This is a genomic window from Streptomyces malaysiensis subsp. samsunensis, assembly GCF_024519315.1.
GTDB classification, from domain to species: Bacteria; Actinomycetota; Actinomycetes; order Streptomycetales; family Streptomycetaceae; genus Streptomyces; species Streptomyces malaysiensis.
In genome coordinates this window covers 23445-47017 of sequence record NZ_JANIIC010000012.1, presented here as the reverse complement: position 1 = coordinate 47017, position 23573 = coordinate 23445, and the positions used below count along the sequence as shown (strand labels likewise).

Below are 23573 nucleotides of genomic sequence, written 5' to 3'. Positions count from 1 at the left end.
CCGCGCCGCCCATCGCCTGCGCTTGGCGCCATTGCCACCACCTCCGCCCTGCTCCTGTCGGCGTGCGGTTCCTCGGGCAGTAGCTCGAACCCGGGTGCCGGTAATCGACCTTGTCCGGGCCCTCACGGACGCCGGCTTCGGCCGACTGCGGGTGCCGGTCGGGCTCGGCGGCTTCGGCGTGGACCTCCCGACGCTGTTCGAGCTGCTTGCGCAGGCTGGCGAAGCCGACTCCAACGTGCCGCAGATCTTGCGCGGTCACTTCATCACGGTCGAGATTCTGCGCCACGCCGAAGACCAGGAGACCGCGACCTATTGGCTGCGCAAGGTGGCCGCGGGTGCCGTCTTCGGCAACGCGCAGTCAGAACTCAACGGAGCGCCGTTCGAGACCACGACGAAGGTCGAGTCTGTCGATGGGCAGCACCTCGTCTCGGGGACGAAGTTCCATTCGACGGGGTCGCAGTACGCCGACTACATTCGCGTCGCGGTCGCGGACGACGAGGGCAACCGCTGGTTCGCCGTTGTCCCCGCCCGGCATCCCGGCGTCGCCCACCTCGACGACTGGGACGGCATCGGGCAGCGCCTGACGGGCAGCGGCACGACGGTCTTCGACCGGGTGCCGGTCGCGGACCACGGCGAGCTGGGCCACGACAAGGAAGATCTGCGTTCGCTCAACTCCTTCGTGCAGCTGGTGCACCTGGCCAACCTGACGTGCATCGCCCGCAGCCTCGTGGTCGAGACCGCTGCCATGGTGCAGGGACACAGCCGCGCCAGTCTCCACGCCCTGTCCGACAAGGCCACGCAGGATCCCGATGTACTCGGCATGGTCGGGCGCCTGTACGCGTACCGGTTCACCGCTGATGCCGTGCTGCGCAAGGTGTCCGAGGCATTGGAGAGCGCCGAGACCGCCGACACCCCGGAGCCTTCGCCCAGGCATACATCGAGACCTCGGCTGCCCAGGTCGCGCTCATCGACATCGTTCTGGAGGCAGCGAACCTGGCCTTCCACGCTGGCGGTTCCTCCACCGTACGCGAGCGGGCGCATCTGGATCGCCACTGGCGCAACGCCCGCACGCCGGCCTCGCACAACCCCGTCATCTTCAAGCCCCGCGTGATCGGCGACTACGTCATCAACGGCACCGGCCCGGTCAACGGCTACGACCGGGGCCGCGCATCCGCGGCCGCCGACAACTGAGAGGTCCGCATGGCCAACCAGCTCCACATCAACGTCAACATCCTCAACTCGGGTGTCTTCGGCGGCGCCTGGCGCCTGCCCGGCAGCGACCCGCTCGCCGCCTACTCGATCGACCACTACACCTCGATCGCCAAGAAGGCCGAGGCGGCCGCACTCGACGCCGTCTTCCTGGCCGACGGCCCGGTCATCGAGCCGATCATCCGTCACCGTCCCGGCAACAACTTCGAGCCCTCGACCGTGCTGGCGCGCATCGCCGCCCAGACCGAGCGCATTGGCCTCATCGGCACCCTCTCCTCCAGTTACAACGACCCCATCGAGCTGGCCCGCCGTATCGGTGACCTCGACCACATCAGCGGCGGGCGTGTCGGCTGGAACGTCGTGACCACGGCCGGCCCCGCTGCCGCTCGCAACTTCGGGCGTGACCAGGAGCCCGACCACGCGCTGCGCTACCGCCGCGCCGGCGACTTCACCGAGCGAGTCGTGGCCCAGTGGGCCGGCAGCGAGGCGTTCACCTCGCCGCAGGGCCGTCCCGTGGTGGTCCAGGCCGGCGGGTCGAGCGACGGTAAGCGGCTCGCCTCCCGGGTCGGCGAGGTCATCTTCTCCGCTTCCCAGGACATCGACGACGCCAGGGCCTTCCGCGACGAGATCCGCGCCGGCACGGTTCAGTTCGGGCGCCGTCCGGAGGACGTCGTGATTCTGCCGGGCCTCTCCACGGTGGTCGGCAGCACCGAGGAGGAAGCGCGCAAGCGCCGGGAGCTGCTCGACGACCTGCTGCCGCTGGCATACGGCCGTACCCGGCTCGCGGCTCAGCTCGGCTTCTCGCTCGATGACCTCGACCTCGACCAGCCGATTCCGCAGGAGCTGCTGACCGACCCGGACGAGGCCGGCGGCTCGCAGAGTTTCTACAAGATCGTGCGCGCGATCATCGAGAAGGAGCACCCGACGCTGCGCCGGCTGCTCCGTCGGCTCTCGGGCAGCAACGGCCACCGCATCGTCGCCGGCACACCTGAGCAGATCGCCGACAACATCGAGCACTGGTTCCGTCACGGTGCCGCCGACGGCTTCAACGTCATGCCCGATGTCCTGCCGTCCGGCTTCGACCACTTCGTCGACGGTGTGATCCCCGAACTCCAGCGCCGCGGCTTGTTCCGCAAGGAGTACGAGGCGGACACGCTCCGCGGTCACCTCGGCTTCACGATCCCGCCGGCCCCCATCGCGTTCGACGTGTCCGAGCAGGCGCTCGAGACCGCGCGCTGAGCATGAGAGAACACTTGATGAGCATCATCATCGTCGACCTGGCGGCCGGCACCACCATCTCACCCTCCGACGCCGCCGACATCACGAAGGCCGCCGCGGACGCCGGGGTCACAGCGATTCGCGTTCTCGACGGCGCGCCGGGCCAGACCCTGGAGGCCTCGGTCATCGCCTCGTATCTGGCCGGTACGGATGCCGCGTTGCAGTCGCATCTCGGGTGGATCCTGGAGGCTTCGACGAGCCACAACGCGCCGACGAACCTTGCGCGCCGCTCGAACTCGTTCGACCGGGCCACCGGTGGGCGTGCGGCGCTCGCCCTGCGCGCCGGCGACGGGGACGAGGTCAGTGACCCGATCGCCCCGAAGCCGGGCAGCGACCGGTCAGCTCGCTGGGACGAGTACGCCCAGATCCTCAAGGGCCTGTGGACGTCCTTCCCGCCCGCCGCGCTCGTCGGCGACCAGAACGGCGAGGTCTTCGCCGAGAACACCCGCATCAAGCCGCTCAACTTCGAGGGTGACTACTACCGGGTGGCCGGGCCGCTGGACGGCCCCACCTCGCCCCAGGGCGGCCCGCTGCTCATCGCCGATGATGTGGACACCCTCGGCTGGGACGTCATCGCCCGCAACGCCGACGTCGTCGTCGTCGACCGGAAGGCGGTGCCGACAGCCGATACCGATCTGTCCGCCGCCCTGGCACGGGCGGGCCGACCGCGCGAGAGCGTCGCGCTGGTCGTTCGCGTCGACGTGACCGAGCCGGAAGCGGTGGCAGCCACCCTGCCGGCCCTCGTGGCCGAGCACGGGCTGGACGGCGTCGAACTCGTGGCTGCGGGCGGGAAGGACGACGTGCTTGCCCTGATCGCCGAGGTCGTGCCGGCCCTCCTTCCGAGCACCGACGCGACCCTGCGCAGCGCCTTCTCGCTGACGCCGTCGGCCTGAGGCGTCGCAGCCCATGCGGCTGACCCCGACGCGTCCCATGAGAACCCACAGTTCAGGAGGTGCGGCTGATGCCGGCCCAAGCAGCCGTTGAGGAGACAACCGCCCCGGCCACGACCGCCGCAGCAGCGGTCGACGCCGCCGACGAGCGACCACTGGTAGCTCACACGAAGAAGTACGCCCTGGAGAAGCTGGCGCCCGCGGCACTCCAGACCGACCGTGAGCGCGTCTCACGGGACACCATCGAAGACCTCCGCGGCCTGGGGCTGCTCAACCACCTGGCGCCCCTGGAGTTCGGCGGTGCCGGCCTCGACCGTTACGCCGACCGCCGACTGCACGAGTTGCTCGCCTACGCCGACCTCAATGTCTGGCTGATCTGGGCCCAGCACGCGCCGACCGTCGCGCGCATCGCCGGCGCGCTGAACTCCGAGGACGGCGGATCCCACCCCCTGGTCGAGCCCGTGCTGCGCGGTGAGCTGCTGATTGGTGCGGCACTGAGCGATGTGCGCCGCTACCCGACCGGCAACCTGACCGCGCGGCGCTCCCGCGACGGATGGACGGTGAACGGCACGGTCTCGTGGTTCAGCGGCTGGGGCCTCAACGAGGCCGCCGTCCTTGCCGCGGTCGACCCGGAGTCCGAACAGGTGATCCTGGCCCTCGTCCCGATCGATGAGCACTACCGCGCGACGCCGCTGGCACTCCAGGCGCTGTCCGGGAGCCGCACCGAGCGCGTCCGTATCCTCGACGTGGTTGTCCCGGACGCCTACGCACTCGCCGTGAAGCCCCTGGCCGAGTGGCAGCACAGCGACAACTCCACCGCCGGCAACGCCGGCTCGCAGTTCTTCGGGCTGGGCAGGCGCATCCTCGATGAGATCGCCGGCGAACCGCACGGTACCGGCGTAGCCGAGGCATGGCTCCCGTATCTACAGGGCCTCCGTGCCCGGGCGTACGAGCTGGCGGATGCGGTGCTCGACGGCGGCGACCCCGATGCCTCGCTCTCGGAACGGCTCTCGCTCAAGGTCCGTGCCGGTGAGGCCCTGACGACGCTCAGCCGCGCACTCGTGGTGGCTCGCGCCGGCCGGGGACTTCCCGCGGACAACACCGCACAGCTGCATGCCCGCTCCGTCCTGTTCCTACAGGTACAGGGACAAACCAGGGCCGAGCGCACCGCGCAGCTCGACGCGATCGCCAACAGCGTTCCCCGGCTCGCCTAGGACGTCACCGGAGCCACTCCACCAGCGCCTCGTACGGAACAGGACACCGACATGAGCTACCTGTGGTACATACCCAACCAGATCGAGCCGGGCCACCGCGGCGATGACACGAGCGGGGACGAGGGCTGGGGCACACTCGACTACTCCACCGATCTGGCCCGCACCGCCGAGGACCACGGCTGGGAGGGCGCGCTGCTGGGCACCGGCTGGGGCCGCCCCGACACCTTCACGCTGGGCGCCACGTTGGCCGCCCGGACCACGACCTTCAAGCCGCTGATCGCCGTGCGGCCCGGCTACTGGCAGCCCGCGCACTTCGCGAGCTCCGCCGCCACGCTCGACCACCTGAGCGGCGGCCGCGTGCTGGTCAACATCGTCAGCGGCCTCGACAACCTCGCGGCCTACGGCGACTACACCACCGACCCGGCCAACCGCTACGAGCGCGCCCGCGAGTTCGTCCAGCTGGTCCGGCGCCTGTGGACAGAGGAGAACGTCACCTACAAGGGCGAGCACTTCGCCGTCAAGAACTCCACCGTGCTGCCGCACCCTGACGGCTACTCCGACCGGCACCCCACCCTCTACTTCGGCGGCGCTTCCGAGCCCGCCGAGCGGGTGGCCGCCGCCGAGGCGGACGTGCAGCTGTTCTGGGGCGAGCCGCTGGAGGGCCTGGCCGAACGCATCGAGCGCCTGAGGAAGCTGGAAGCCAAGGTCGAGCGCAAGCACAAGCCGCTGGAGTTCGGCCTGCGCATCACCACGCTCGTCCGTGACACCACCGAGGAGGCATGGCGCGACGCCGAGGCCAAGGTCGCCGGCATGGCCGAGAAGGCCGAGGCCGGCCCCGGCTGGGCCGCCACCGGCAACCGCAGGACCGCGGTGGGCCAGCGGCGTCTGTTGGAACTCGCCGAACGTGGCGAGGTGCTCGACACCTGCCTCTACACCACGCCGGGTACGGTGGGCGGCGGCGGAGCGGCGACCACCTGGCTGGTCGGTTCGGCCGACGATGTCACGCAGGCACTGCGGCGCTACCGCGAGCTCGGCATCTCGCACTTCGTCCTGTCGGACACGCCTTACAAACAGGAGATCATCCGCATCGGCGATGAGCTGCTGCCCAAGCTCCGCGCACTGGAGAGCGCCCGGTGAGCGCGGAGTTGATCCCGATCCCGTTCCCTCCTGAAGAGAGCCCGTGCACATGACCCTCACCGATTCCACTTCCACGACGATCAACCGGGCCGGTATCCGCTATGGCGACCCGGACTTCGTCCTCGGAGCGACCTCGCCGGTCATCGAGCACCAGCTGCGCCACCGCTCGGTGCGCGCGTTCCTGCCGACACCCGTCACCGAAGAGGAACTGCGGGCCATCGTGGCCGCGGCGTCGTCGGCGTCGACGTCCTCGAACCTTCAGGCATGGAGCGTCATCGCGGTGACCGACCCGGAGCGCAAGCGGCGGCTGTCGGACCTGGCGGCGCGGCAGAAGTTCATCATCGAGGCGCCGTTGTTCCTGGTCTGGGTGGCCGATCTCGACCGCGGCCACCGCCTGGCGGAGCGCGACAGCAAGCCGCTCGGCGCCACGGTCTACCTGGAGTCCACGCTGCTCGGTGTCATCGACGCCGCGCTGGCCGCCCAGAACGCGGTCGTGGCGCTGGAGTCACTCGGCCTGGGATCGGTCTTCGTGGGCGCGGTCCGTGACCACCCCGAGGAGTTCGCCGAGGAACTGGGCCTGCCGCCGCACAGCGTGGCCGTCTTCGGGCTCGCGGTCGGGCACCCCGACCCCACCGAGGACGCCGACGTCAAGCCCCGCCTCCCCCAGACCGCCGTCCTGCACCGCGAGACCTACGACGCCGGCCGGGCCGACGCCGACCTACCGGAGTACGACGAGCGCCTGGCCGCCTACAACCGTGCCCACGGGCTCACCGGCGCGTGGACGGAGCGCGTCCTGGCCCGGCTCGCCGGAGCTGCCAGCCTGGCCGGCCGCGACAGGCTCCGCGACATCCTCGAGCGGCGCGACCTGCCCTCTCGCTGACCACCGTCTCGGGCTGCCCTGTTCACCCGTTCCGCCGCCCAACCATCCGGAGCCTTCCATGAGCAGCGACCAGTTCCACCTCAACTTCTCCCTGATGTCGCCCGGCCACTACCGCGCCGCCTGGCGGCTGGCCGATGCCGACCCGCACGCCTACCTCGATGTCGAGCATTACGTGCGCCTGGCAAAGCTTGCCGAAGAGGCCGGCATCGACGCCGTGTTCCAGGGCGACAGCCCCGCGCTCGGGCCCGAGATCGCGGCCGGAACCTCGGGCGGCCTCGACGGATTCACCCTGCTGGCCGTGATCGCCGGCGCCACCGAACGGATCGGCCTGCTGCCGACCGTATCGACGACCTACAGCACGCCCTACAGCCTGGCCCGGCGCTTCCAGAGCCTCGACCACCTCACCAGGGGCCGTGCCGCGCTCAACGTGGTGACCACGGGCAACCCGACTGCCGCCGCGAACTTCGGGGTGTCCGCCCACCCCGACCGCGACGCCCGTTACCGCCGGGCGCACGAGTTCCTGGAGGTCATCACGCGGCTGTGGGAGGCGTGGGAGCCCGGCGCGATCATCGCCGACAAGGCAACCGGGCAGTTCGGCGACCCGAGCCGCATCCACGCCATCGACCACCACGGCGAGTTCTTCGACGTCGCCGGCCCGCTGCCGGTGCCCACCTCGCCGCAGGTTCGCCCCGTCATCTCCCAGGCGGGCGAGACGCCGGCCGGCCTCGAGCTCGCCGCCCGGTACGCCGACGTGGTGTTCGCCGCCGGCCACACCGTTGCCAAGGCCAAGGCCTCGCGTGATGACATCCGCGCACGCGCGCAGTCACACGGCCGGGACGCCGACAGCATCAAGTACTCGCTCGGCCTCATCGTGCTGGTCGGCACCGACGAGGAGGATGCCAAGCGCCGCCACGACGAACTCAACGCCACGCTGCCCCCGATCGAGTACATCGTGTCGGCGGTCCTGTCGGCGCTCGGCCTGCCGGCCGACGCCTTCTGCCCCGACGACGTCATCCGGCTGGAGGACCTGCCGACCGAGCCGAACCTCAATGCCTTCTCGATCGGTATGTACAACAACACCCGCGCCGTGCTGGCCGAGGGCGCGCGCACGCTGCGCGAGCTGGTGGCCCACACCGCGGGCATCGGCACCCACCGGTTGGTCGTCGGTTCGCCGGAGCGCATCGCCGACGACCTGGAGTCGTGGTGGCGCCAAGGAGCCGCCGACGGCTTCACGGTGATGTTCGCCGACACACGCATCGACCTCGAACGCTTCGCCACCCTGGTGGTGCCGATTCTGAAGGAGCGCGGCCTGTTCCACCGGGAGTACCCGGAGGGCACGCTACGCGACCGTCTGCGCCTGCCGGTGCCCGGACTCCAGCCGGCCGGCCGGCGGCTCGCTGTGAGTCCGGCCTGAAGGCGACCGCGATCCAAGACGGGCGTCCGCCCCTTGGACCGAAGTCAACAAGTCCATTGGACACCACTCGGAAGGCTCTTATGACTCTGGATGTGGCAGACGCTGTGCCAGGGAGTCCGCCGGTTCCCGCCGAGCCGCTGACCGTCGCCCAGCTGCGCACCGTGACGGCGCCGATCCTCGCGCGGCTGGCCGCTTCCGCCGCGGAACGCGAGGAAACGCGCGACTACCCCTTCGACGACGTGCGCGCCCTGGCACGTGCGGGCGTCGCCCTGGCCGTGGTGGCCCGCGAAGAGGGCGGTGCAGGAGGCTCCCTGCGCGATGCCGTGGAGGTCGTCATCGAGATCGCGCGTGCCGACTCGAACGTCGCCCAGGCGCTGCGCTCCACGTTCATGTCCGCGTGGGCCGTGACGTCCCGGCCGGATACCCCGAACCGTGACGAGACGCTGAGCCGGCTCCGCCGCGGGCACATCCTGGCCGGCACCGCGAACGAGCGGAGCGGCGGCGCCAGTGGGTCGGTGAACACCACCGCCGTGCGCAACGGCACCTACTGGGTGCTGAACGGCGAGAAGTACTACTCCACCGGCGGGCTGTACGCCGAATGGTTCGGTGGGACGGCGAATACTCCTCAGGGTGCCGTCCTGCGGTTCACGGTGCCGGTCGACCGCGAGGGCGTCGAGCGCCTCGACGACTTCGATGCGGTCGGCCAGCGGCTCACCGCCAGCGGCACCACCCGCCTGACCAACGTCCTTGTCGGCGACGACGAGGCGATCCTGGTCGACGCGACTCGCCCGTCGCGGACAACCCGTGGCAGGGCAGCTATCCCCAGCTGCACCTCGTGGCGATCGAGGCGGGCATTGCCGCCCGAGTCCTCGACGATGCGCTGTGGTGGGTGCGGGAGAAGGCCCGGCCCATCAAGCACAGTTCGGCCGACAAGAGCATCGACGACCCGTACATCCGGCGTCGCATCGGGCAGATATCGGCGTACGCCCGCGCGGCGCGCTCAGCCGTCGTGCTCGCCGCGGAAGAGCTCGACTCAGTGCGCGGCCTGCACGGCGAGGAAGCGCACCGCGTCGGTGCCCGCGCCGCGGCCGCCGTCGCGGAGGCCGCGGTCATCGCCATCGACGCGGCTCTCTCGGCCGCACCGCTGATCTTCGACGTGGGCGGCGGCACCATCACCAACCGCGAGTGGGGCTACGACCGCCACTGGCGAAACGCCCGCGTCATCGCCAACCACAACCCCCGCGACTGGAAGCTCGCCGTCGCCGGCGCCTACCGGCTCGGCGTCGCCGAGCCCCCGACCACTGGCCTCTTCTGACCGCCCTCGAAAGGAATCACCACACGCATGACCATCGGCCTGACCCGTTACCTCGGCCGCACCGGCGTCCGCGTCTCACCGCTCGCCCTCGGCACCATGAACTTCGGCCGCTGGACTCAGGAGAAGGAGAGCCTGGAGATCATCGGGGCCGCGCTCGACGCGGGGATCAATGTCGTCGACACCGCCGACGTCTACGGCAACGGCGGCAGCGAGGAGATCGTCGGCAAGGCCATCAGGCACCGCCGCGACGACCTCTTCCTGGCCACCAAGTTCCACGGCCAGGTCGGCGACAACCCCCAGCATGCCGGCAACAGCCGCCGCTGGATCGTCAAGGCCGTCGAGAACAGTCTGCGCCGCCTCGGCACCGACCACCTCGACCTCTACCAGGCGCACCGGCCCGACGAGCACACCGATCTGCTGGAGACCATCCAGACGCTCAACGACCTGATCCGGCAAGGCAAGATCCGCTACTACGGCACCTCGGTCTTCCCTGCCCACCAGAAGGTCGAAGCGCACTGGCTGGCCGAGAAGCACGGCCTCATCGCCCCGCACACCGAACAGGCGCCGTACTCGCTCCTCGTCCGCGGGGTCGAGCGCGAAGTCTTCCCGACCGTCCAGAAGTACGGCGAGGGTGTCCTCTCCTACGGCCCGCTGGCCGCCGGCTGGCTGTCGGGCAAGTACCGCATCGGCGGCGAGCAGCCTCAGTCGGCCCGCGCCGAGCTGATCCCGGGCCGCTTCGACCTATCGCTCGAGCGCAACCAACGCAAGCTTGCCGCCGCCGACGCGCTCGCCAACCTGGCCGAGGACAACGGCCTGACGCTGCCCGAGCTGGCGGTCGCCTTCGCACTCAACCACCCGGTGGTCAGCAGCGTGATCACCGGGCCACGCACCCACGCCCACCTGGAGACCTACCTGAAGTCCGCCAGAGTCGAGTTGAGCTCCGAGACCCTGGACGCCATCGACGAGATCGTCGACCCCGGCACCCAGTTCCTGGAGCGCGACACCGGTCGCGACACCCCCTCGCTGAAGCCGGCCGCGCTGCGCCGCTGAGTTCCGTCCCATCCCATACGCAAGCCCCGAAAAGCATGATAAGCCCGATAAGCGATAAGGGAGAGCACCGATGAGCGAGCAGTACCCGAACTACGAGGACGTCTTCAAGGCGGCCGACAACCGCTACGACTCCTTGCCCTACCGCCGCACCGGGCGGTCCGGGCTCGACCTGCCGGCCTTCTCCCTGGGCCTGTGGCAGAAGTTCGGCGCCGACTACGCCTACGACACCCAGCGCGACATCATCCTGCACGCGTTCGATCTGGGCATCTCCGCCATCGACAACGCCAACCGCTACGGCCCGCCGCACCGCGCCGCCGAGCAGACCTTCGGTCGTGTGCTGCGCCGGGAGCTGGCGCCTTACCGCCATGAGCTGATCCTGTCCAGCAAGGCCGGTGGCATCTTCGGGCCCAACCCGAACCTCCGCGGCGGCAGCCGCAAGGCGCTGCTGACCTCGCTGGAGCTGAGCCTGCGCGACCTCGGCACCGACTACATCGACATCTTCTACCACCACACCCCGGACGAGACGACGCCGCTGGAGGAGACCGCCGGCGCGCTCGCCACGGCCGTCAAGTCGGGCAAGGCTCTGTACGTCGGCATCTCCAACTACAAGCCCGACCGCGCCGAGGCCATCGCCCAGCTGCTCAAGGCCGAGGGCGTGCCGCTGCTCATCCACCAGCCGCGCTACTCCCTGTACGACCGCAGCATCGACCGGAACGGCCTCGCCGACCTGGCCGTCAAGGAGGGTTTCGGTCTCATCGTCTACTCGCCGCTGGCTCAGGGCCTGCTCACCAACAAGTACCTGGAGACCATCCCGGACGGTGCCCGCGCCCGGAACAGTGACTTCCTCAAGCCCGACCAGATCGACGAGACCTACCGGCAGCGCACGGCGCAGCTGAACAAGCTCGCCGAGGACCGTGGCCAGTCGCTGGCCCAGCTCGCCCTGCAGTGGGTGCTGCGCAACCCCGCCGTGACCTCGGCGCTGGTAGGCGCCAGCTCCAAGGAGCAACTCGACCACAACCTGCGGGCGCTGAACGGCCCGGAGTTCACCGACGAGGAGCTCGCCGTCATCGACGAGTACGGCGTGCACGGCACGGGCCGGCGCGGCTGACACCGCCAGGGAGACCGTCGCCGGGGGAGGGCAGTCGGCCGTTTCGGCCGGCCACCCTCCCCGGGGCGGCTGTGTCACCGAGCTTGAGGACCGGTGAAACCACGTGGTCGCGTCCCTGTTCGCCATGGCCGGAGGAGCTGCTCAGATGCTGATGCCCGGATGAACGTGCGCACGGCCCGCGAGGCCCAGCGGCACGCTCTCCGTCCCGACACCTCAGACGGCCGGCGGCTGGTGGTCATCTTCGCGATCACTCAGACCCTGGGCTACGGGTGTCTGACGCAGGGCTTCTCGGTGCTCTTGATTCCGATCTCCCACGACCTGCACAGCTCGCGCACCGCGGTCACGGTGGCCTCGACCATCTCCACGCTCATCGGCGCCTTCGCGGCCTACCCGGTGGGGCGAGTCCTGGACCGGTACGGCGGACGGGCTCTGATGACTGCCGGCTCCGCGAGCGGCCTGCTGGGCGTCTTCCTGTGGTCGTGGTCAACCGGGTTGCCCGAACTGTACGCGGCGTTTGTGCTCATCGGCCTGGCTCTCGCCATGTCGACGTACGATGCCGCGTTCGCCGTCGTGGTGGTCGCCACAGCGAAGGACCACCGCGACGGCGCCATCGTGACCATCACCATGATCACGGGTTTCCTGACGAGCTTCTTCTATCCGCTCATCGGGTGGCTACAGGGCGGGCTCGGGTGGCGCACCACACTCCAGGTGCTGGCGGCCGCCATGATGCTCATCGTCATCCCCGCGCACCTGTGGGCCGTACCGGGGCGCGCCACCCATCACAGCCGGATCACCAAGCGCACCGGGTTCCGGCTGGGCGACGCGATCAGGACAGCGGGATTCTGGCTGCTGCTGGTCTCATTCGTGGCTCAGGCCGGCACCACATCCGGCTTCCTGGTCATGATGGTGACCTACTTCCAGAACGTCGGCTTCAGTGCGCATACGGCCTCGACACTGCCGCTTGCCGTCGGTGTCCTACAGCTCACCTCGCGCCTGGCACTGGCACCCCTGTCGGCGCGATTCGGCATGCTGCCCGTCACGACGTTCTCCTTCGCCGCGCAAGCCCTCGGGCTGCTCCTGCTGCCACTTGCCGACGCTTCCATCCTGCCCACGGTGCTGTGCATCATGGCCTTCGGGCTCGGCTATGGGATCAGCGTGGTCGCTCGGCCGTCGGTCGTGGCCGGCACCTTCGGGGTCACGCGGTTCGCGAGCATCATGGCCATCACCGCGGTGCCCATGGCATGCGCCCGTGCGGGGACGCCGCTGGTTGCCGCGTGGCTGGAGAACTGGCGGTTCCTGATCCTGCTGGGCTCGGTCACCGCTGTCGCGGCCGTCGCCCTGGTGCCGCTCGTGCGCTATCAGCACCGAGCGGACGGGTGAGCCGCGTGGTGCCGCCGAACGCGTTTTCCTGGCCCAACACCCCAGCCAGGCCCGGGTGTTCGCAATCCAAGACAATGCTTGACAAGGAATACCGGTCCACTACAGACTCAGTCTCCATGAGCCTCCTGGACCCTCTGCTGACCAGCGAGCGCTGTGTCGACCTGCTCAGGGTTTCCAGCGCGCGGTGTTGACGACCCGCGTGGCGTGATCCACACCCCGGACTGTCGGTCTTCGATCGTCCGCCCCGTCTTGAGTACCAACGCGGCCATGGTTCTGGCGGACCGGCCGGCGGTACTTCTCCCCTTGACGACAGCGTCGAAGCGGACGGTGTGCTGACCACCGGCCCACGCGGACGCACCTGTCGTGATCCGTTCCGCCGCAACCGGCGGAAGACCCACGCCATCCCACATCCCACCACACCCACGGTTGACCCCGGCCGCGGGCGCGTCGACGCGCCGCACCCACCTGCCCGGTGGCGGGCGCCGACGTCCCGAAGAAGCACTGCTCGTCAGTTTCGTCCCCGGCGTCCCCGAGTACCCGTCCATTCGTCACGAGGAAAAATGGTGTCCGACCTTCGCAGTTCCATCGAACGCGCCGCGCCCAGACGCAAGAAGTGGCCATGGGGCGCCGGCATCGTCGCCGTCCTCCTCATCGCCGTGAGCGGGTTCGCCCTCACCCGCGGTGGCGGCCCCGGTGCCCAGGCCGCCGGCGACGGCAAGCCCGTCCACGGGGGCACACTGCAGTTCGCGCTGATCGACTACCAGCGCAGCCCGGACCCGCAATGGGGCACCAACTACGCCGAGTCGCTCATCGGCAACAACATCACCGACAAGCTGACCTGGCAGGACCCGGACACCGGCGAGATCACGCCATGGCTGGCGAAGTCGTGGGAGTACAACAAGGACCTGACCGAGTTCACGTTCCACCTGCGTACGGATGTCACCTTCAGCGACGGCACGCCGTTCGACTCCGCGGTGGTCAAGGCCAACTTCGATCAGTACGTGCACGGCGACCAGAAGCTCGGCATCCTGCCCAACGGCGCCACCCTGCTGCCCGGTTACATCGAGACGCGCACCCCCGACAAGCACACCGCCATCATCCGCTTCAAGAAGCCCCTCGCGAGCTTCCTCCAGGCCTCGTCCTTCACCGCGAACGCCCAGCCCGGCTTCCTGTCGCTCTCGACGCTGAAGCTGAGCGCCGAGCAGCGGACGGATCCGAAGAAGGTGATCGGCACCGGCCCGTTCGTGTACCAGTCGTGGAAGGCGCAGGTCAGTACCGTCCTGGTCAAGCGCAAGGGCTACAACTGGTCCCCACCGGCACTCAAGCACCAGGGCGAGGCGTACCTGAACAAGATCGTGTTCAGCACGATCCCGGAGGCCAGCGTCCGGACTGGCTCGCTGGGGTCCGGCGCGATCGACGCCACGCTCGACGTGGGCACCACGGATGAGAAGTCACTGGCCGACCAGGGCTTCGAGATCATCCACCGGGCGGTGTCGGGCACCTCCATCTTCTTCAACTTCAACTCCCGGTTGTTTCCAACCAATGACATCGCGGTGCGCAAGGCGATCCAGCTCGGCTGGAACCGGGAGGCGCTCAAGAAGACGGTGCTCACCGGCTCCTACTCGGTGGCGACCTCGGTCCTCGGGCCGTCGGTCTCCGGATACGCGGACTACAGCGGCTCGGTCCTGACGTACGACCCGAAGAAGGCCGAGCAGCTCCTCGAGAAGGCCGGCTGGAAGCGGGGCCCGGACGGGATCCGGGTGAAGGACGGCAAGAAGCTCGTGGTCAAGCTGCTGGGCATCAACAACCTGGTGGTGAACAAGCCGGCCTACGAGTCCATCCAGCAGGACCTGAAGAAGATCGGCATCGACCTGCAACTCACCGTCGTCCCGATCCCGGACTACTCGGCCAACGTGGCCAAGGCGAAGACCGACTGGAACATCACCGCGGCCAATCGCTCGCGCAACGACCCGGCGGTCCTCAACCTCCAGTACAGCCCGCTGCTCGGCAACGGCTCCTACCTGGGCGAGGATTCGACTGGCGTCGACGTCGACGAGGTCACGAAGACCCTGGGCAGGCTGGAGCTCACCCTGGACCCGGTCGAGCGCAAGCAGTACGCCAAGGCGGCGCAGGACCTCCTGCTGGACAAGTACGCGCTGGTGAACCCGGTCTACAACCCCTCGCAGGTGATCGCCCAGGCGAAGTACGTCCACGGGATCATCTTCGACGCCCAGTCCCGCAACCACTTCGTGAACGCCTGGAAGGGCAACGGGAAGTGACGTCCCGTGGTCGCCGTGACTCGAGGGGTGCGGCGACCACTCGCACTCCCTGATGGAAGGATCTTCGTGCTGCGCTACCTCGCGCTGAAGGTCGGACGGGCCCTGTTCGTGGTCTGGGCCGCGTTCACCCTGACCTTCGTGCTGCTGTTCGTCCTGCCGGCCAACCCGGTGGATCTGCTCTTCGACCCCGCCGAGCTCAACACCGTCACATCGGAGGTCCGCGAGCAGGCGGCGGAGAGCTACGGCTTCAACAAACCGGTGCTCCTGCAGTACCTCGGCCGACTGGGACACGCGCTGACCGGCGACTTCGGCAACTCCGTACAGTCGGGCCGCTCGGTCACCGCAACGATCCTCGACGTGCTGCCGAGCACCTTCGTCCTCGCGTCCGGCGCTCTCCTGCTGGCCCTGCTCATCGCCTTCGCGATCGCGCTCATCGCGACCTCGACCCGCCGGGCTTGGGTGCGCAACCTGGTCGAGGCGCTGCCGTCGGGCGCGGTCTCGGTGCCGGTCTTCCTCTCCGGCATTCTCATGCTCCAGGTCTTCTCGTTCCAGCTGGGCTGGTTCCCGGCCTTCGGCGACCGCGGCGCGAAGAGCCTCGTGCTGCCCGTGATCACACTGGCCATCCCGGTGTCGGGGCCGATCGCGCAGCTCCTCGTCCGCAGCTTCGCCACCGAGTTCCGCTCCGGCTACGTCACGACGAGCTGGGCGAAGGGGGCCACCCGCGGCGTCATCGTCGTCCGCGACGTCTTCCGCAACGCCAGCCTGCCGGCGCTCACCATCGCCGGCATCACCTTCGGCAACCTGATCGCCGGGTCGGTCATCACCGAGACCGTCTTCGCCCGTCAGGGCATCGGCCGGATGACCCAGGCCGCGATCAACACGCTGGACGTCCCGCTGGTGCAGGGGGTCGTCGTGCTCGCGGCGGCCAGCTTCGCGGTGATCAACCTGATCGTCGACCTGATCTACCCGCTGCTGGATCCGCGACTGCGGGCCACGCTCACCGTCGGCTCACCCCGGGCGGCCTGAGGAGGAATGTGATGACCGTCGAACCGGACACCCTCGCCGCGCCCGCCCTGTCCGGCTCCGCCCGGCCCGGCTCCGGCCGCGCGTCGCTCAGACGCCTCGGTGAACTCGCGCAGCAGCCGGTCCTGGTGGCCTCGTGGATCACTGTGCTGGTCGTGATCGGCTGGGCCGTCGCCCCCCGGCTGTTCACCTCCTACAGCCCCTATAACGGCGACAGCGCCGCGAGCTTCGCACCACCGAGCGCGGAGCACTGGTTCGGCACCGACCGGTTGGGCCGGGACCTGTTCGCCCGCACCGTGTACGGCGCGCACACCACCCTCACCGCGACCCTGCTGGCCGTCCTCATCGCCTTCGGCATCGGCACGGTCGTCGGGCTGATCGCCGGCTTCAGCGGAGGGATCGTCGACATCGCCGTCATGCGACTGGTCGATGTGTTCCTGGCGATCCCCAGCCTGCTGCTCGCGATGGTGGTGGTCTCGGTCCTGGGCTACTCCACGCAGAACATCGCCCTGGCGGTCGGCATCTCCTCCATCGCGTCGTTCGCGCGGGTGATGAGAGCCGAGGTGCTCACCGTCGTGAACCAGGACTACGTCAAGGCGGCATACGGCCTCGGGGGCGGCCGGCCGGCCGTGCTGCTCCGGCACGTCGTGCCCAACTCGCTCAACTCGGTGATCGCGCTGGCCGCGCTCGAGGTCGGAACGGCTGTGCTCGCGGTCGCCTCGCTCGGCTTCCTCGGCTACGGCGCACCGCCGCCGCAGCCGGAGTGGGGCCTGCTGGTGGCCGAGGGCCGCGACTACGTCGCGACCCACCCATGGCCCTCGATCATGCCCGGCCTGCTGCTCGCGCTCGTCGTTGTCGCCACCCACCGCATCAGCACCTCGTACCGGAAGGAACACCGCCGATGACGGACGTGCCCGAGGGGAAGCCAGATCCGCTGCTGCGAATCGCCGACCTCGCGATCGACTACCGGACGGGGCGCCGCCGGTGGACACCGGCCGTCCGCGGCGCGGGTCTCCAGGTGGACCCGGGCGAGTTCGTCTCGCTCGTGGGGGAGTCCGGATCGGGCAAGACCACCCTGGTCCAGGGCGCGCTCGGCCTGCTTCCGCCCGTCGCGCGAATCCGGGCCGGCTCGATCGCGTACTCCGGTGTCGACGTCACCGACTGGAACGACCAGCGCATGGCACGGGTGCGGGGCAACTACGTGGGCTTCATCCCCCAGGACCCCAATACCTCGCTCAACCCGGTCAAGAAGATCGGGCAGCAGGTGATCGAGGCGGTCCGGTTCAACGCGCCGGAGGCCCGCACCGCGGCACAGCACAGGGAAGCCGCGCTGGAGAGCCTGCGCACCGCGGGCCTGGGGGACGCCGAGCGGGTCTTCCACCAGTACGCCCACGAGCTCAGCGGCGGCATGAAGCAGCGCGCGCTCATCGCGATCGCGCTGGCGGGCGAGCCGAAGATCATCGTGGCCGACGAACCGACCAGCGCGCTCGACGTCACCGTCCAGAAAGTGATCCTCGACCACCTGGTGCGGCTGCGCGTGGAACTCGGCATCGGCATCCTCCTGATCACCCACGACCTCGGCGTCGCACTGGATCGCTCCGACCGGATCCTGGTCATGCAGGACGGCCGGATCGTGGAGGAGGGCCCGGTGCGCCAGGTGCTGGAGAACACCACCCACGACTACACCCGCCGACTGCTCGACGCGGCCCCCGCGCGGCAGGCAGGCCGGCTCGAGCCGGCGTCAGGCCCGCGGACGGTCCCCACCGGCAGTCCGCCGGTCCTGCGGGCGCGCGCACTCACCAAGAGCTATCACCTGCGCGGCGGCCGGGGCCGGCAGCGGCAATTGCGGGCACTGGACGGCGCCGACCTGGTCGTGCGCAGGGGCACCACGCACGCGATCGTCGGTGAGTCCGGCGCGGGCAAGTCGACGCTGGCGAGCATCCTGGTCCAGTTCACCGCCGCCGACAGCGGCACGGTGCACATCGGCGACCGGAAACTGACCGGCCTCGGCCGCGGACAACTGCGGGAGAGCCGCCGGGACCTTCAGTTCGTCTTCCAGAACCCGTTCACCTCGCTCGATCCGCGGTTCACGGTCGGCAAGCTCGTCGCCGAGCCGCTGCGGGCCTTCAAACTGGCGACTGGCAAACAGGAACGGGCGGCCCGAGTAGTCGAGTTGCTCAGGGCGGTGGCACTGGACGAGAGCCATCTGCACCGGCTCCCCAGCGAGCTCTCCGGCGGTCAGCGGCAGCGGGTCGCGATCGCGCGGGCGCTCGCGCTCAACCCCGGGATCCTCGTGCTCGACGAGGCCGTGAGCGCGCTCGACGTGTCGGTCCAGGCACAGATCCTCCAGCTGCTGGTCGATCTACAGGCCGAGTTCGGGCTCAGCTACGTGTTCGTGACCCACGACCTCGGTGTCGTACGCCTGATCGCCGACGACGTCACGGTGATGCGGGGCGGCGTCGTGGTCGAGACGGGCCCGGTCGAGGAGGTGCTCCGCTCGCCTCGGCACGAGTACACCCGGGAACTGCTGGAGGCCGTTCCAGGAGCCGGGTTCACCGGCTCCGGCGCGAGCGAAGGAGAGCGAGTCGGCACATTGATCGCACGCCAGGCGTGACACCGTGCGCCGGCGGTGCGGGGCGGTAATCGGCTGCCGAGCACCCGGCGCCACCTGGAGGCGGTCGGCCTGACCGCCTCCAGGTGGCGCCGGGTGCTGGTTCCCGCAAGCTCCTAGCCCTCGGTCGCGGCTGCTTGCCGGACATGGCCGACGTAGAACCGCAGGAACGGATCCTCGGTGCTCTGTCCCGGCGTCCCTCCGGGAACGGACGCCGGCGGCAGCGTCGCGTCTTCGGCGAACAAAGCCGCGCCGACCGCGTCGACGAGCCGCGGGATGCCCGTGGGCAGCGACTGCGTATCGCCGACGGGTATGCCGAAGCTCATGGCGGCGCCGGCCGAGAACACGTGGATGCGGGTCACCCACGGAGCCTTGCCCGGCTCACGCTCCTGGAACTCGTAGCCGTCGCCCAGGTACGGCCAGCGGCCCAGGCCGGCGTTCGCCAGGTCGTCCGGCGGCTGGTAACGGTGCTCCCAGAGGGCGATCTGGTCGGCTATCAGCGCCAGTTCGGCCTGGGTGTCCGGGTCGTACTGGTAGCCCGTACCGGCGATCAGGAAGTCGAACCGATGCGTGCCGTCATCGGCCTCGACCTGCACGCCGTCCGCGGTGGCGACGGCCGTGTTCCAGCCGGCCGAGAGGTGCACGGCGAAGCCGTCGAAAGCGGCCGCCCGCTTGACTGACGCCAAGGTGCAACTGCGTCCCGCACGGGCGATGGTGACCTTGAGCTTCCATCGCTCGGCGTCGGGGCGCCGGTGGAAGTTCTCGCGGGCGCCGATGTTCGCGGGGCCCTGGGGAGCGTCGCCCTGGATGAGGAGCTTCTCGCGCCGAGTGAACACATGCGCCTCGGCGGCGCCGGCCTCCAGCGCGGTGGCTGCGGCGTCCAGCGCGGATGCGCCGGCGCCGAGGACACCGATCTTCTTGCCGGTGAGGTTGTCGAAGTCGATGGGCTCACCGGTGTGCGCGTACAGCTCGCGCGGCAGACCGTCGAAGGCCTCGGGGAAGGAGAAACCACCGGTGCCCTCGACGCCGTTGGCGAAGACCAGTCGGCGGGTGACCTCGGTGCGGCGCTCCTCGTTGCCGTTCTCATCGGTGACGACGAGTTCCAGGGCGAGTCCGTGCTCGTGCGGCGCGACGCTCACCAGGCGGGTGCGGTGCCGTACGGGTACCCGCAGGGTGTCCTCGATCCAGTCGATGTAGGCCGCCCACGGGAGGCGCGGGATGCGGTGGAGCGCCTCGTAGGCAGCCTGCCCGTGGCGTTCCTCGTACCAGGCGCGGAAGCTCAGCTCCGGGTGTCCGAACTCGGGCTCGGGCCAGATCTTCGGTGTCCGCAGCGTGTGCATCCGTGCGATGGTCTTCCAGACGCCGGTCGTGCCAGGGGCCGCCGCGTCGATCACGGACAGGCGGCCGATACCGGCGCGCCGCAGGGCAAAGCCGATGCCCAGTCCGGCCTGCCCGCCGCCCACGACGACGACGTCATGATCGGTCTCGGTCTCGCGCACCCAATTCACCGGGTCAGGGCCGAAGTGTCGTAGAAAGCGGTCGCCGCGCGACTCGGGCGCGGCGTCGAAGCTCCTGCCGACAAGATGATCCGCCTGGTGTGCTGCCTTGGGTTCCTCAATGCCCCAGCGGCCGCGCAGGGTCTTCTCCTCGTACTCGTGCCGGAACAGTCCGCGCTTGCGCAGCACCGGCACGACCTGATCCACGAAGTCGTCGAGGCCGGACGGGAAGGCGTCGGGCATCAGGTTGAAGCCGTCGGCCGCTCCGGCCTCGAACCATTCCTGGATCGTGTCGGCTATCTCCTCCGGCGACCCGACGATGCGCCGGTGGCCGCCGTTGCCGAACTCGTCGAGCACATCTCGGAAGGTGTAGGGCCGCTTGCTCAGTGCCCGCACCAGCGACTCGCGGAATCCGAGCGAAGCGGTGAAGGCCTGCGGGTCGGCCAGCTCACCGAGTGCGTCCTGGGGGAAGGGGTCGTCCAGGCCCACGCCGCGGAGGTCGTAGCCGAGCATGTCACCGAGCCTGACGGTCTCGTGGTCGCGGGGAAGCAGCTCGCGCGTACGGGTCAGCCGCTCCTCTGCCTCGGCGTGAGTGGAGCCGACGACCGTGATCAGACCGGGCAGGACGGCCAGGTCGCCGCGGCTACGGCCATGGCGGACGGCTGCCTGCTTGACCAGCTCATAGTGCTCGATGCCCGCATCCAGCGTCAGCTCGGCCGTGAACACCCCGTTGGCGGCGCGGCCCGCCAGCTCGCGTCCCTGCGGCGACCCGCCGGCCTGAAGCAGCAGCGGGTGGCCCTGTGGCGAGGCCCCCAGCGGCAACCGCCCGTGGATGTGGAAGAACTCACCGTCGTGGTGCGGATCGACGCCGTCCAACGCGGCCTGCCACAGCCCCAGCACCACATCGACGAACTCGTCGGCGCGGCGGTAGCGGGTCGCACGGTCGGGCCGGCCCGGCAGACCGAAGTTTTCCGCGGCAGGCGGGCTGTAGGTCGTCACGGCGTTCCACGCGGCGCGCCCGCCGCTGACGTGGTCGAGTGCGAGCAGCCGATCGGCGAGCTCCACGGGGTCGTTGTAGGTGGTCGACAGCGTGCCGATGACGCCCAGGTGGTCGGTTGCCTCCGCGATGGCCGTCAGGATGAGCGACGGCTCCAGCGCCCGCCCGCCGCGGCCGCGCGGGTCGCCCTGCAAGGCCGGGCCATCGGCGAGAAACAAGGCATCGAGCGTGCCGCGCTCGGCTGCCTTGGCCTGCTCGACGTAATAGTCGACATCAGCGACGCGCGCCGCGGGGAGTCCTGAGAAGTCCCGGGCGGAGATGGTCTGCCCGAAGTCGAGGACGTTGACATTGAGGATCAACCGGCGGGTCACGCGGACTCCTTGGCGAGGGACGGGAAGGCGATCTCGTTGTCGCTCAGGTCGGGCTCGACCCGCGCCGGTACCCCGAGCCGGTCGCGCAGCGTGCCGTTCCGGCTGGCCACGGCGGCCGGCGAGGGGAGATTCGTCAGGACGTCGCGAAGCTCTTCGGCGGATGGCCGCACCAGAACACCGGCGATACCCGGGGCGGCGATGAGCGCCTCGGCCTCGGCGAGGGTGCGCGCCCGAGCGTGAAGCTGGAGGGGCCTCCCTGCCGCGGCGAGGTCGGCCACCGCGTCGGCCAGAGCCATGGTGACGTCGTCGGCGTCCGTGAACACCACGTCAGCGATGGACGCGGCCGAGAGCTGATCGGCAAGTTGCCCGGAAGGCGCCGACCAGAAGACCAGCGGTTCGCCCTGGGGCGTCGTCGGTACGTTGAGCGGCCCCTTGGTGCTGAAGATGCCCACGTGATCCGCGTACGGCAGACGGGTCGCCTCGGCGATCCCCGGGTCGGGATCGAGTGAGGCGAACGGCCAGGTGCGCCACAGTGCCCGCGCGGCGAGCAGCGCGTCGGTAAGCTCCTCCGTGCCGATCGTCCGGTCGGTCCAGGTGCTGCCGTCGCCGATGCCGAGATCGACGGAACTGTCACGGAACAACCCCAGCAGGCCGACGCGGCCGTGGCTGATGTGGTCGACGGACGCCACTCGGCGGGCGACGTTGTAGGGGTGGTCACGCTGGGGAGAGGCGGCGACGACCAGCCCGATGCACGTCGTGCGCCGTGCGAGCAGGGTGGCGGCCACCGTGGGGTTGAGGGAGGGCGCTCCCTGCGCGCGGTCCGCTCCCTGCGCGCGGTCCGCTCCCAGCACGGCGTAGCCGGTGCCGGAGGCATCCAGCAGGCCGGCCAGGTCGCTGCCTTGGGCGAGTAGTCCGTTCACCGCGGCCGCGGGCAGTTCGACCCCGATCCTGGGTTGTGACGTCATCACCATTGTCCTTGCTTGCTCACACTGCGTGGCCGGCGGGTTCTTCGGTCCACCCGTAGTGCCCGCGAAGCGTCCGTGCTTCGTACTCCCTGCGGAACAGGCCCCGCCGCTGGAGGATCGGAACGACATGGTCGACGAAGAGCTCGAGGCCCTCGGGATACGTGTCGCACAGGAGGTTGAACCCGTCGGCCGCGCCCTGGGTGAACCACTGTCCGAGTGCGTCGGCGATCTGTTCCGGGCTGCCGACGAGTTTCCAGTGGCTGGTCGGCCCGTCCGCGATGAGTTTGCGGACGGTCCTGCTCCGGTTCGCTTCCAGATAGGCGCGGGTGGAGAGGTCGAAGCCGACCGAGCCGTTGGCTTGGCCGACCTCGGGCAGCGCGTGAGGTCCGGCCCCAGGAATCAGGCGGCCGCAAGAGCGTGGTGACGGACCGTGAGCGCGGCGGAGAAGGCGTCGGCGACCCGGTAGACCTCGCGGGCGGTGTCCGCCGGGAGGGTGACCGTGCCGTCCGGGGCGACCGTGATGTGCTTGTCCACCACGAACCAGCCGGGCAGCACATGGTCGGCGCCCATGGAGGTGAGCACCGGCCGCAGCGCGTAGTCCACGGCGAGGACATGGGCCGGGCTGCCGCCGGTGGCCAGCGGGAGAACCGCCTTGCCGGCGAGTGCGTACTGGGGCAGCAGGTCCAGGAGTGTCTTGAGCAGACCGGAGTAGGCGGCCTTGTAGACGGGCGTCCCTATCACCACGCCGTCGGCCTTCTCCACCAGCCGGGCCGCGTCCTGGATCGCGGGGTGCCCGGGGTCGGCCCCCAGGAGTATCTCGGGGGGCAGCGTGCGCACGTCGAGCGGGATCACATGGTGTCCCTGCCCGGCCAGGCGCGCGTCGAGGTGGCGCAGCAGGCGGCCGGTGCGCGAGGTCGCGGACGGGCTTCCCGAGACGGAGAGCACGGTGGGCATGA

General features: G+C 69.8%; 19 protein-coding genes and 1 pseudogene. 17 read left to right on the top strand and 3 right to left on the bottom strand.

What is annotated here, in order from left to right; all coding sequences use genetic code 11:
• Positions 1–885 precede the first annotated feature (885 nt).
• The 16 genes and pseudogenes from NQU54_RS50055 to NQU54_RS12880 all read left to right on the top strand — a co-directional run bounded on the left by NQU54_RS50055 (position 886) and on the right by NQU54_RS12880 (position 18791).
• A complete protein-coding gene (locus NQU54_RS50055; protein WP_372505869.1) occupies positions 886–1191 on the top strand; it encodes an acyl-CoA dehydrogenase family protein in 306 nt (101 codons plus the stop codon).
• Between the two features lie 9 nt (positions 1192–1200).
• Positions 1201–2448 carry an LLM class flavin-dependent oxidoreductase gene (locus NQU54_RS12945; protein WP_099016685.1) on the top strand — a complete coding sequence of 416 codons (1248 nt, stop codon included), beginning with the start codon at positions 1201–1203 and terminating at the stop codon, positions 2446–2448.
• A 17-nt stretch (positions 2449–2465) separates the two neighbouring features.
• On the top strand, positions 2466–3380 hold the full coding sequence (locus NQU54_RS12940) for an LLM class oxidoreductase (RefSeq protein ID WP_257631183.1): 915 nt from the start codon (positions 2466–2468) through the stop codon (positions 3378–3380).
• Positions 3381–3448: 68 nt separating this feature from the next.
• Complete coding sequence (locus tag NQU54_RS12935; RefSeq protein ID WP_257631182.1) at positions 3449–4591, top strand: acyl-CoA dehydrogenase family protein; 1143 nt, start codon at positions 3449–3451, stop codon at positions 4589–4591.
• A 51-nt stretch (positions 4592–4642) separates the two neighbouring features.
• Positions 4643–5728, top strand: coding sequence for an LLM class flavin-dependent oxidoreductase (locus NQU54_RS12930; protein ID WP_257631181.1), 1086 nt, complete (start codon positions 4643–4645; stop codon positions 5726–5728).
• A 49-nt stretch (positions 5729–5777) separates the two neighbouring features.
• Positions 5778–6608, top strand: coding sequence for an NADPH-dependent oxidoreductase (locus tag NQU54_RS12925; protein ID WP_257631180.1), 831 nt, complete (start codon positions 5778–5780; stop codon positions 6606–6608).
• A 94-nt stretch (positions 6609–6702) separates the two neighbouring features.
• Positions 6703–8022 carry an NtaA/DmoA family FMN-dependent monooxygenase gene (locus NQU54_RS12920; protein WP_257631179.1) on the top strand — a complete coding sequence of 440 codons (1320 nt, stop codon included), beginning with the start codon at positions 6703–6705 and terminating at the stop codon, positions 8020–8022.
• A gap of 80 nt (positions 8023–8102) precedes the next feature.
• Positions 8103–8393: pseudogene (locus NQU54_RS50050) on the top strand (acyl-CoA dehydrogenase family protein); the annotation flags it as partial.
• A 464-nt stretch (positions 8394–8857) separates the two neighbouring features.
• The gene (locus tag NQU54_RS12915; protein ID WP_257631178.1) at positions 8858–9337 is read left to right on the top strand and encodes an acyl-CoA dehydrogenase family protein; all 480 of its coding nucleotides are present in this window, start codon (positions 8858–8860) and stop codon (positions 9335–9337) included.
• A gap of 27 nt (positions 9338–9364) precedes the next feature.
• The gene (locus NQU54_RS12910) at positions 9365–10387 is read left to right on the top strand and encodes an aldo/keto reductase (protein WP_257631177.1); all 1023 of its coding nucleotides are present in this window, start codon (positions 9365–9367) and stop codon (positions 10385–10387) included.
• Between the two features lie 70 nt (positions 10388–10457).
• Positions 10458–11495, top strand: coding sequence for an aldo/keto reductase (locus NQU54_RS12905; protein WP_257631176.1), 1038 nt, complete (start codon positions 10458–10460; stop codon positions 11493–11495).
• A gap of 159 nt (positions 11496–11654) precedes the next feature.
• Entirely contained in the window at positions 11655–12875 is a 1221-nt protein-coding gene (locus NQU54_RS12900; RefSeq protein ID WP_257631175.1) for an MFS transporter, read from the top strand.
• A gap of 563 nt (positions 12876–13438) precedes the next feature.
• The gene (locus NQU54_RS12895; RefSeq protein ID WP_257631174.1) at positions 13439–15154 is read left to right on the top strand and encodes an ABC transporter substrate-binding protein; all 1716 of its coding nucleotides are present in this window, start codon (positions 13439–13441) and stop codon (positions 15152–15154) included.
• Positions 15155–15220: 66 nt separating this feature from the next.
• Positions 15221–16180, top strand: a complete 960-nt coding sequence (locus NQU54_RS12890) for an ABC transporter permease (protein WP_257631173.1) — start codon at positions 15221–15223, stop codon at positions 16178–16180.
• An 11-nt stretch (positions 16181–16191) separates the two neighbouring features.
• The gene (locus NQU54_RS12885; protein WP_257631172.1) at positions 16192–17082 is read left to right on the top strand and encodes an ABC transporter permease; all 891 of its coding nucleotides are present in this window, start codon (positions 16192–16194) and stop codon (positions 17080–17082) included.
• The gene (locus NQU54_RS12880) at positions 17079–18791 is read left to right on the top strand and encodes a dipeptide ABC transporter ATP-binding protein (protein WP_257631171.1); all 1713 of its coding nucleotides are present in this window, start codon (positions 17079–17081) and stop codon (positions 18789–18791) included. The genes NQU54_RS12885 and NQU54_RS12880 overlap by 4 nt, the downstream gene beginning before the upstream one ends.
• A gap of 113 nt (positions 18792–18904) precedes the next feature.
• On the opposite strand, the gene NQU54_RS12875 is transcribed toward NQU54_RS12880, so the two are convergent.
• Both NQU54_RS12875 and NQU54_RS12870 read right to left on the bottom strand, forming a co-directional pair.
• Positions 18905–21652, bottom strand: coding sequence for an NtaA/DmoA family FMN-dependent monooxygenase (locus tag NQU54_RS12875; protein WP_257631170.1), 2748 nt, complete (start codon positions 21650–21652; stop codon positions 18905–18907).
• A complete protein-coding gene (locus NQU54_RS12870) occupies positions 21649–22617 on the bottom strand; it encodes an LLM class flavin-dependent oxidoreductase (RefSeq protein ID WP_257631169.1) in 969 nt (322 codons plus the stop codon). Before NQU54_RS12870 ends, NQU54_RS12875 begins: the two co-directional genes overlap by 4 nt.
• A gap of 127 nt (positions 22618–22744) precedes the next feature.
• Between NQU54_RS12870 and NQU54_RS50045 the strand changes: the two genes are divergently transcribed.
• Positions 22745–23041, top strand: coding sequence for a hypothetical protein (locus NQU54_RS50045; RefSeq protein WP_372505862.1), 297 nt, complete (start codon positions 22745–22747; stop codon positions 23039–23041).
• Here the strand turns inward: NQU54_RS50045 and ssuE are convergent.
• Positions 23017–23571: an NADPH-dependent FMN reductase gene (gene ssuE / locus NQU54_RS12860; protein ID WP_257631168.1), complete on the bottom strand. Its 555-nt coding sequence runs from the start codon at positions 23569–23571 to the stop codon at positions 23017–23019. The genes NQU54_RS50045 and ssuE overlap by 25 nt on opposite strands.
• Positions 23572–23573: the final 2 nt, after the last annotated feature.

Excerpts from the sequence above, each read along its gene's own strand:
- NQU54_RS12900 (WP_257631175.1), top strand. The coding sequence starts at position 11,655 with ATGAACGTGCGCACGGCCCGCGAGGCCCAGCGGCACGCTCTCCGTCCC.
- ssuE (WP_257631168.1), bottom strand. The coding sequence starts at position 23,571 with ATGCCCACCGTGCTCTCCGTCTCGGGAAGCCCGTCCGCGACCTCGCGC.
- NQU54_RS12930 (WP_257631181.1), top strand. The coding sequence starts at position 4,643 with ATGAGCTACCTGTGGTACATACCCAACCAGATCGAGCCGGGCCACCGC.
- NQU54_RS12910 (WP_257631177.1), top strand. The coding sequence starts at position 9,365 with ATGACCATCGGCCTGACCCGTTACCTCGGCCGCACCGGCGTCCGCGTC.
- NQU54_RS12885 (WP_257631172.1), top strand. The coding sequence starts at position 16,192 with ATGACCGTCGAACCGGACACCCTCGCCGCGCCCGCCCTGTCCGGCTCC.
- NQU54_RS12870 (WP_257631169.1), bottom strand. The coding sequence starts at position 22,617 with ATGACGTCACAACCCAGGATCGGGGTCGAACTGCCCGCGGCCGCGGTG.
- NQU54_RS12905 (WP_257631176.1), top strand. The coding sequence starts at position 10,458 with ATGAGCGAGCAGTACCCGAACTACGAGGACGTCTTCAAGGCGGCCGAC.
- NQU54_RS12935 (WP_257631182.1), top strand. The coding sequence starts at position 3,449 with ATGCCGGCCCAAGCAGCCGTTGAGGAGACAACCGCCCCGGCCACGACC.
- NQU54_RS50045 (WP_372505862.1), top strand. The coding sequence starts at position 22,745 with ATGGTCGACGAAGAGCTCGAGGCCCTCGGGATACGTGTCGCACAGGAG.
- NQU54_RS12925 (WP_257631180.1), top strand. The coding sequence starts at position 5,778 with ATGACCCTCACCGATTCCACTTCCACGACGATCAACCGGGCCGGTATC.
- NQU54_RS12940 (WP_257631183.1), top strand. The coding sequence starts at position 2,466 with ATGAGCATCATCATCGTCGACCTGGCGGCCGGCACCACCATCTCACCC.
- NQU54_RS12920 (WP_257631179.1), top strand. The coding sequence starts at position 6,703 with ATGTCGCCCGGCCACTACCGCGCCGCCTGGCGGCTGGCCGATGCCGAC.
- NQU54_RS12945 (WP_099016685.1), top strand. The coding sequence starts at position 1,201 with ATGGCCAACCAGCTCCACATCAACGTCAACATCCTCAACTCGGGTGTC.
- NQU54_RS12880 (WP_257631171.1), top strand. The coding sequence starts at position 17,079 with ATGACGGACGTGCCCGAGGGGAAGCCAGATCCGCTGCTGCGAATCGCC.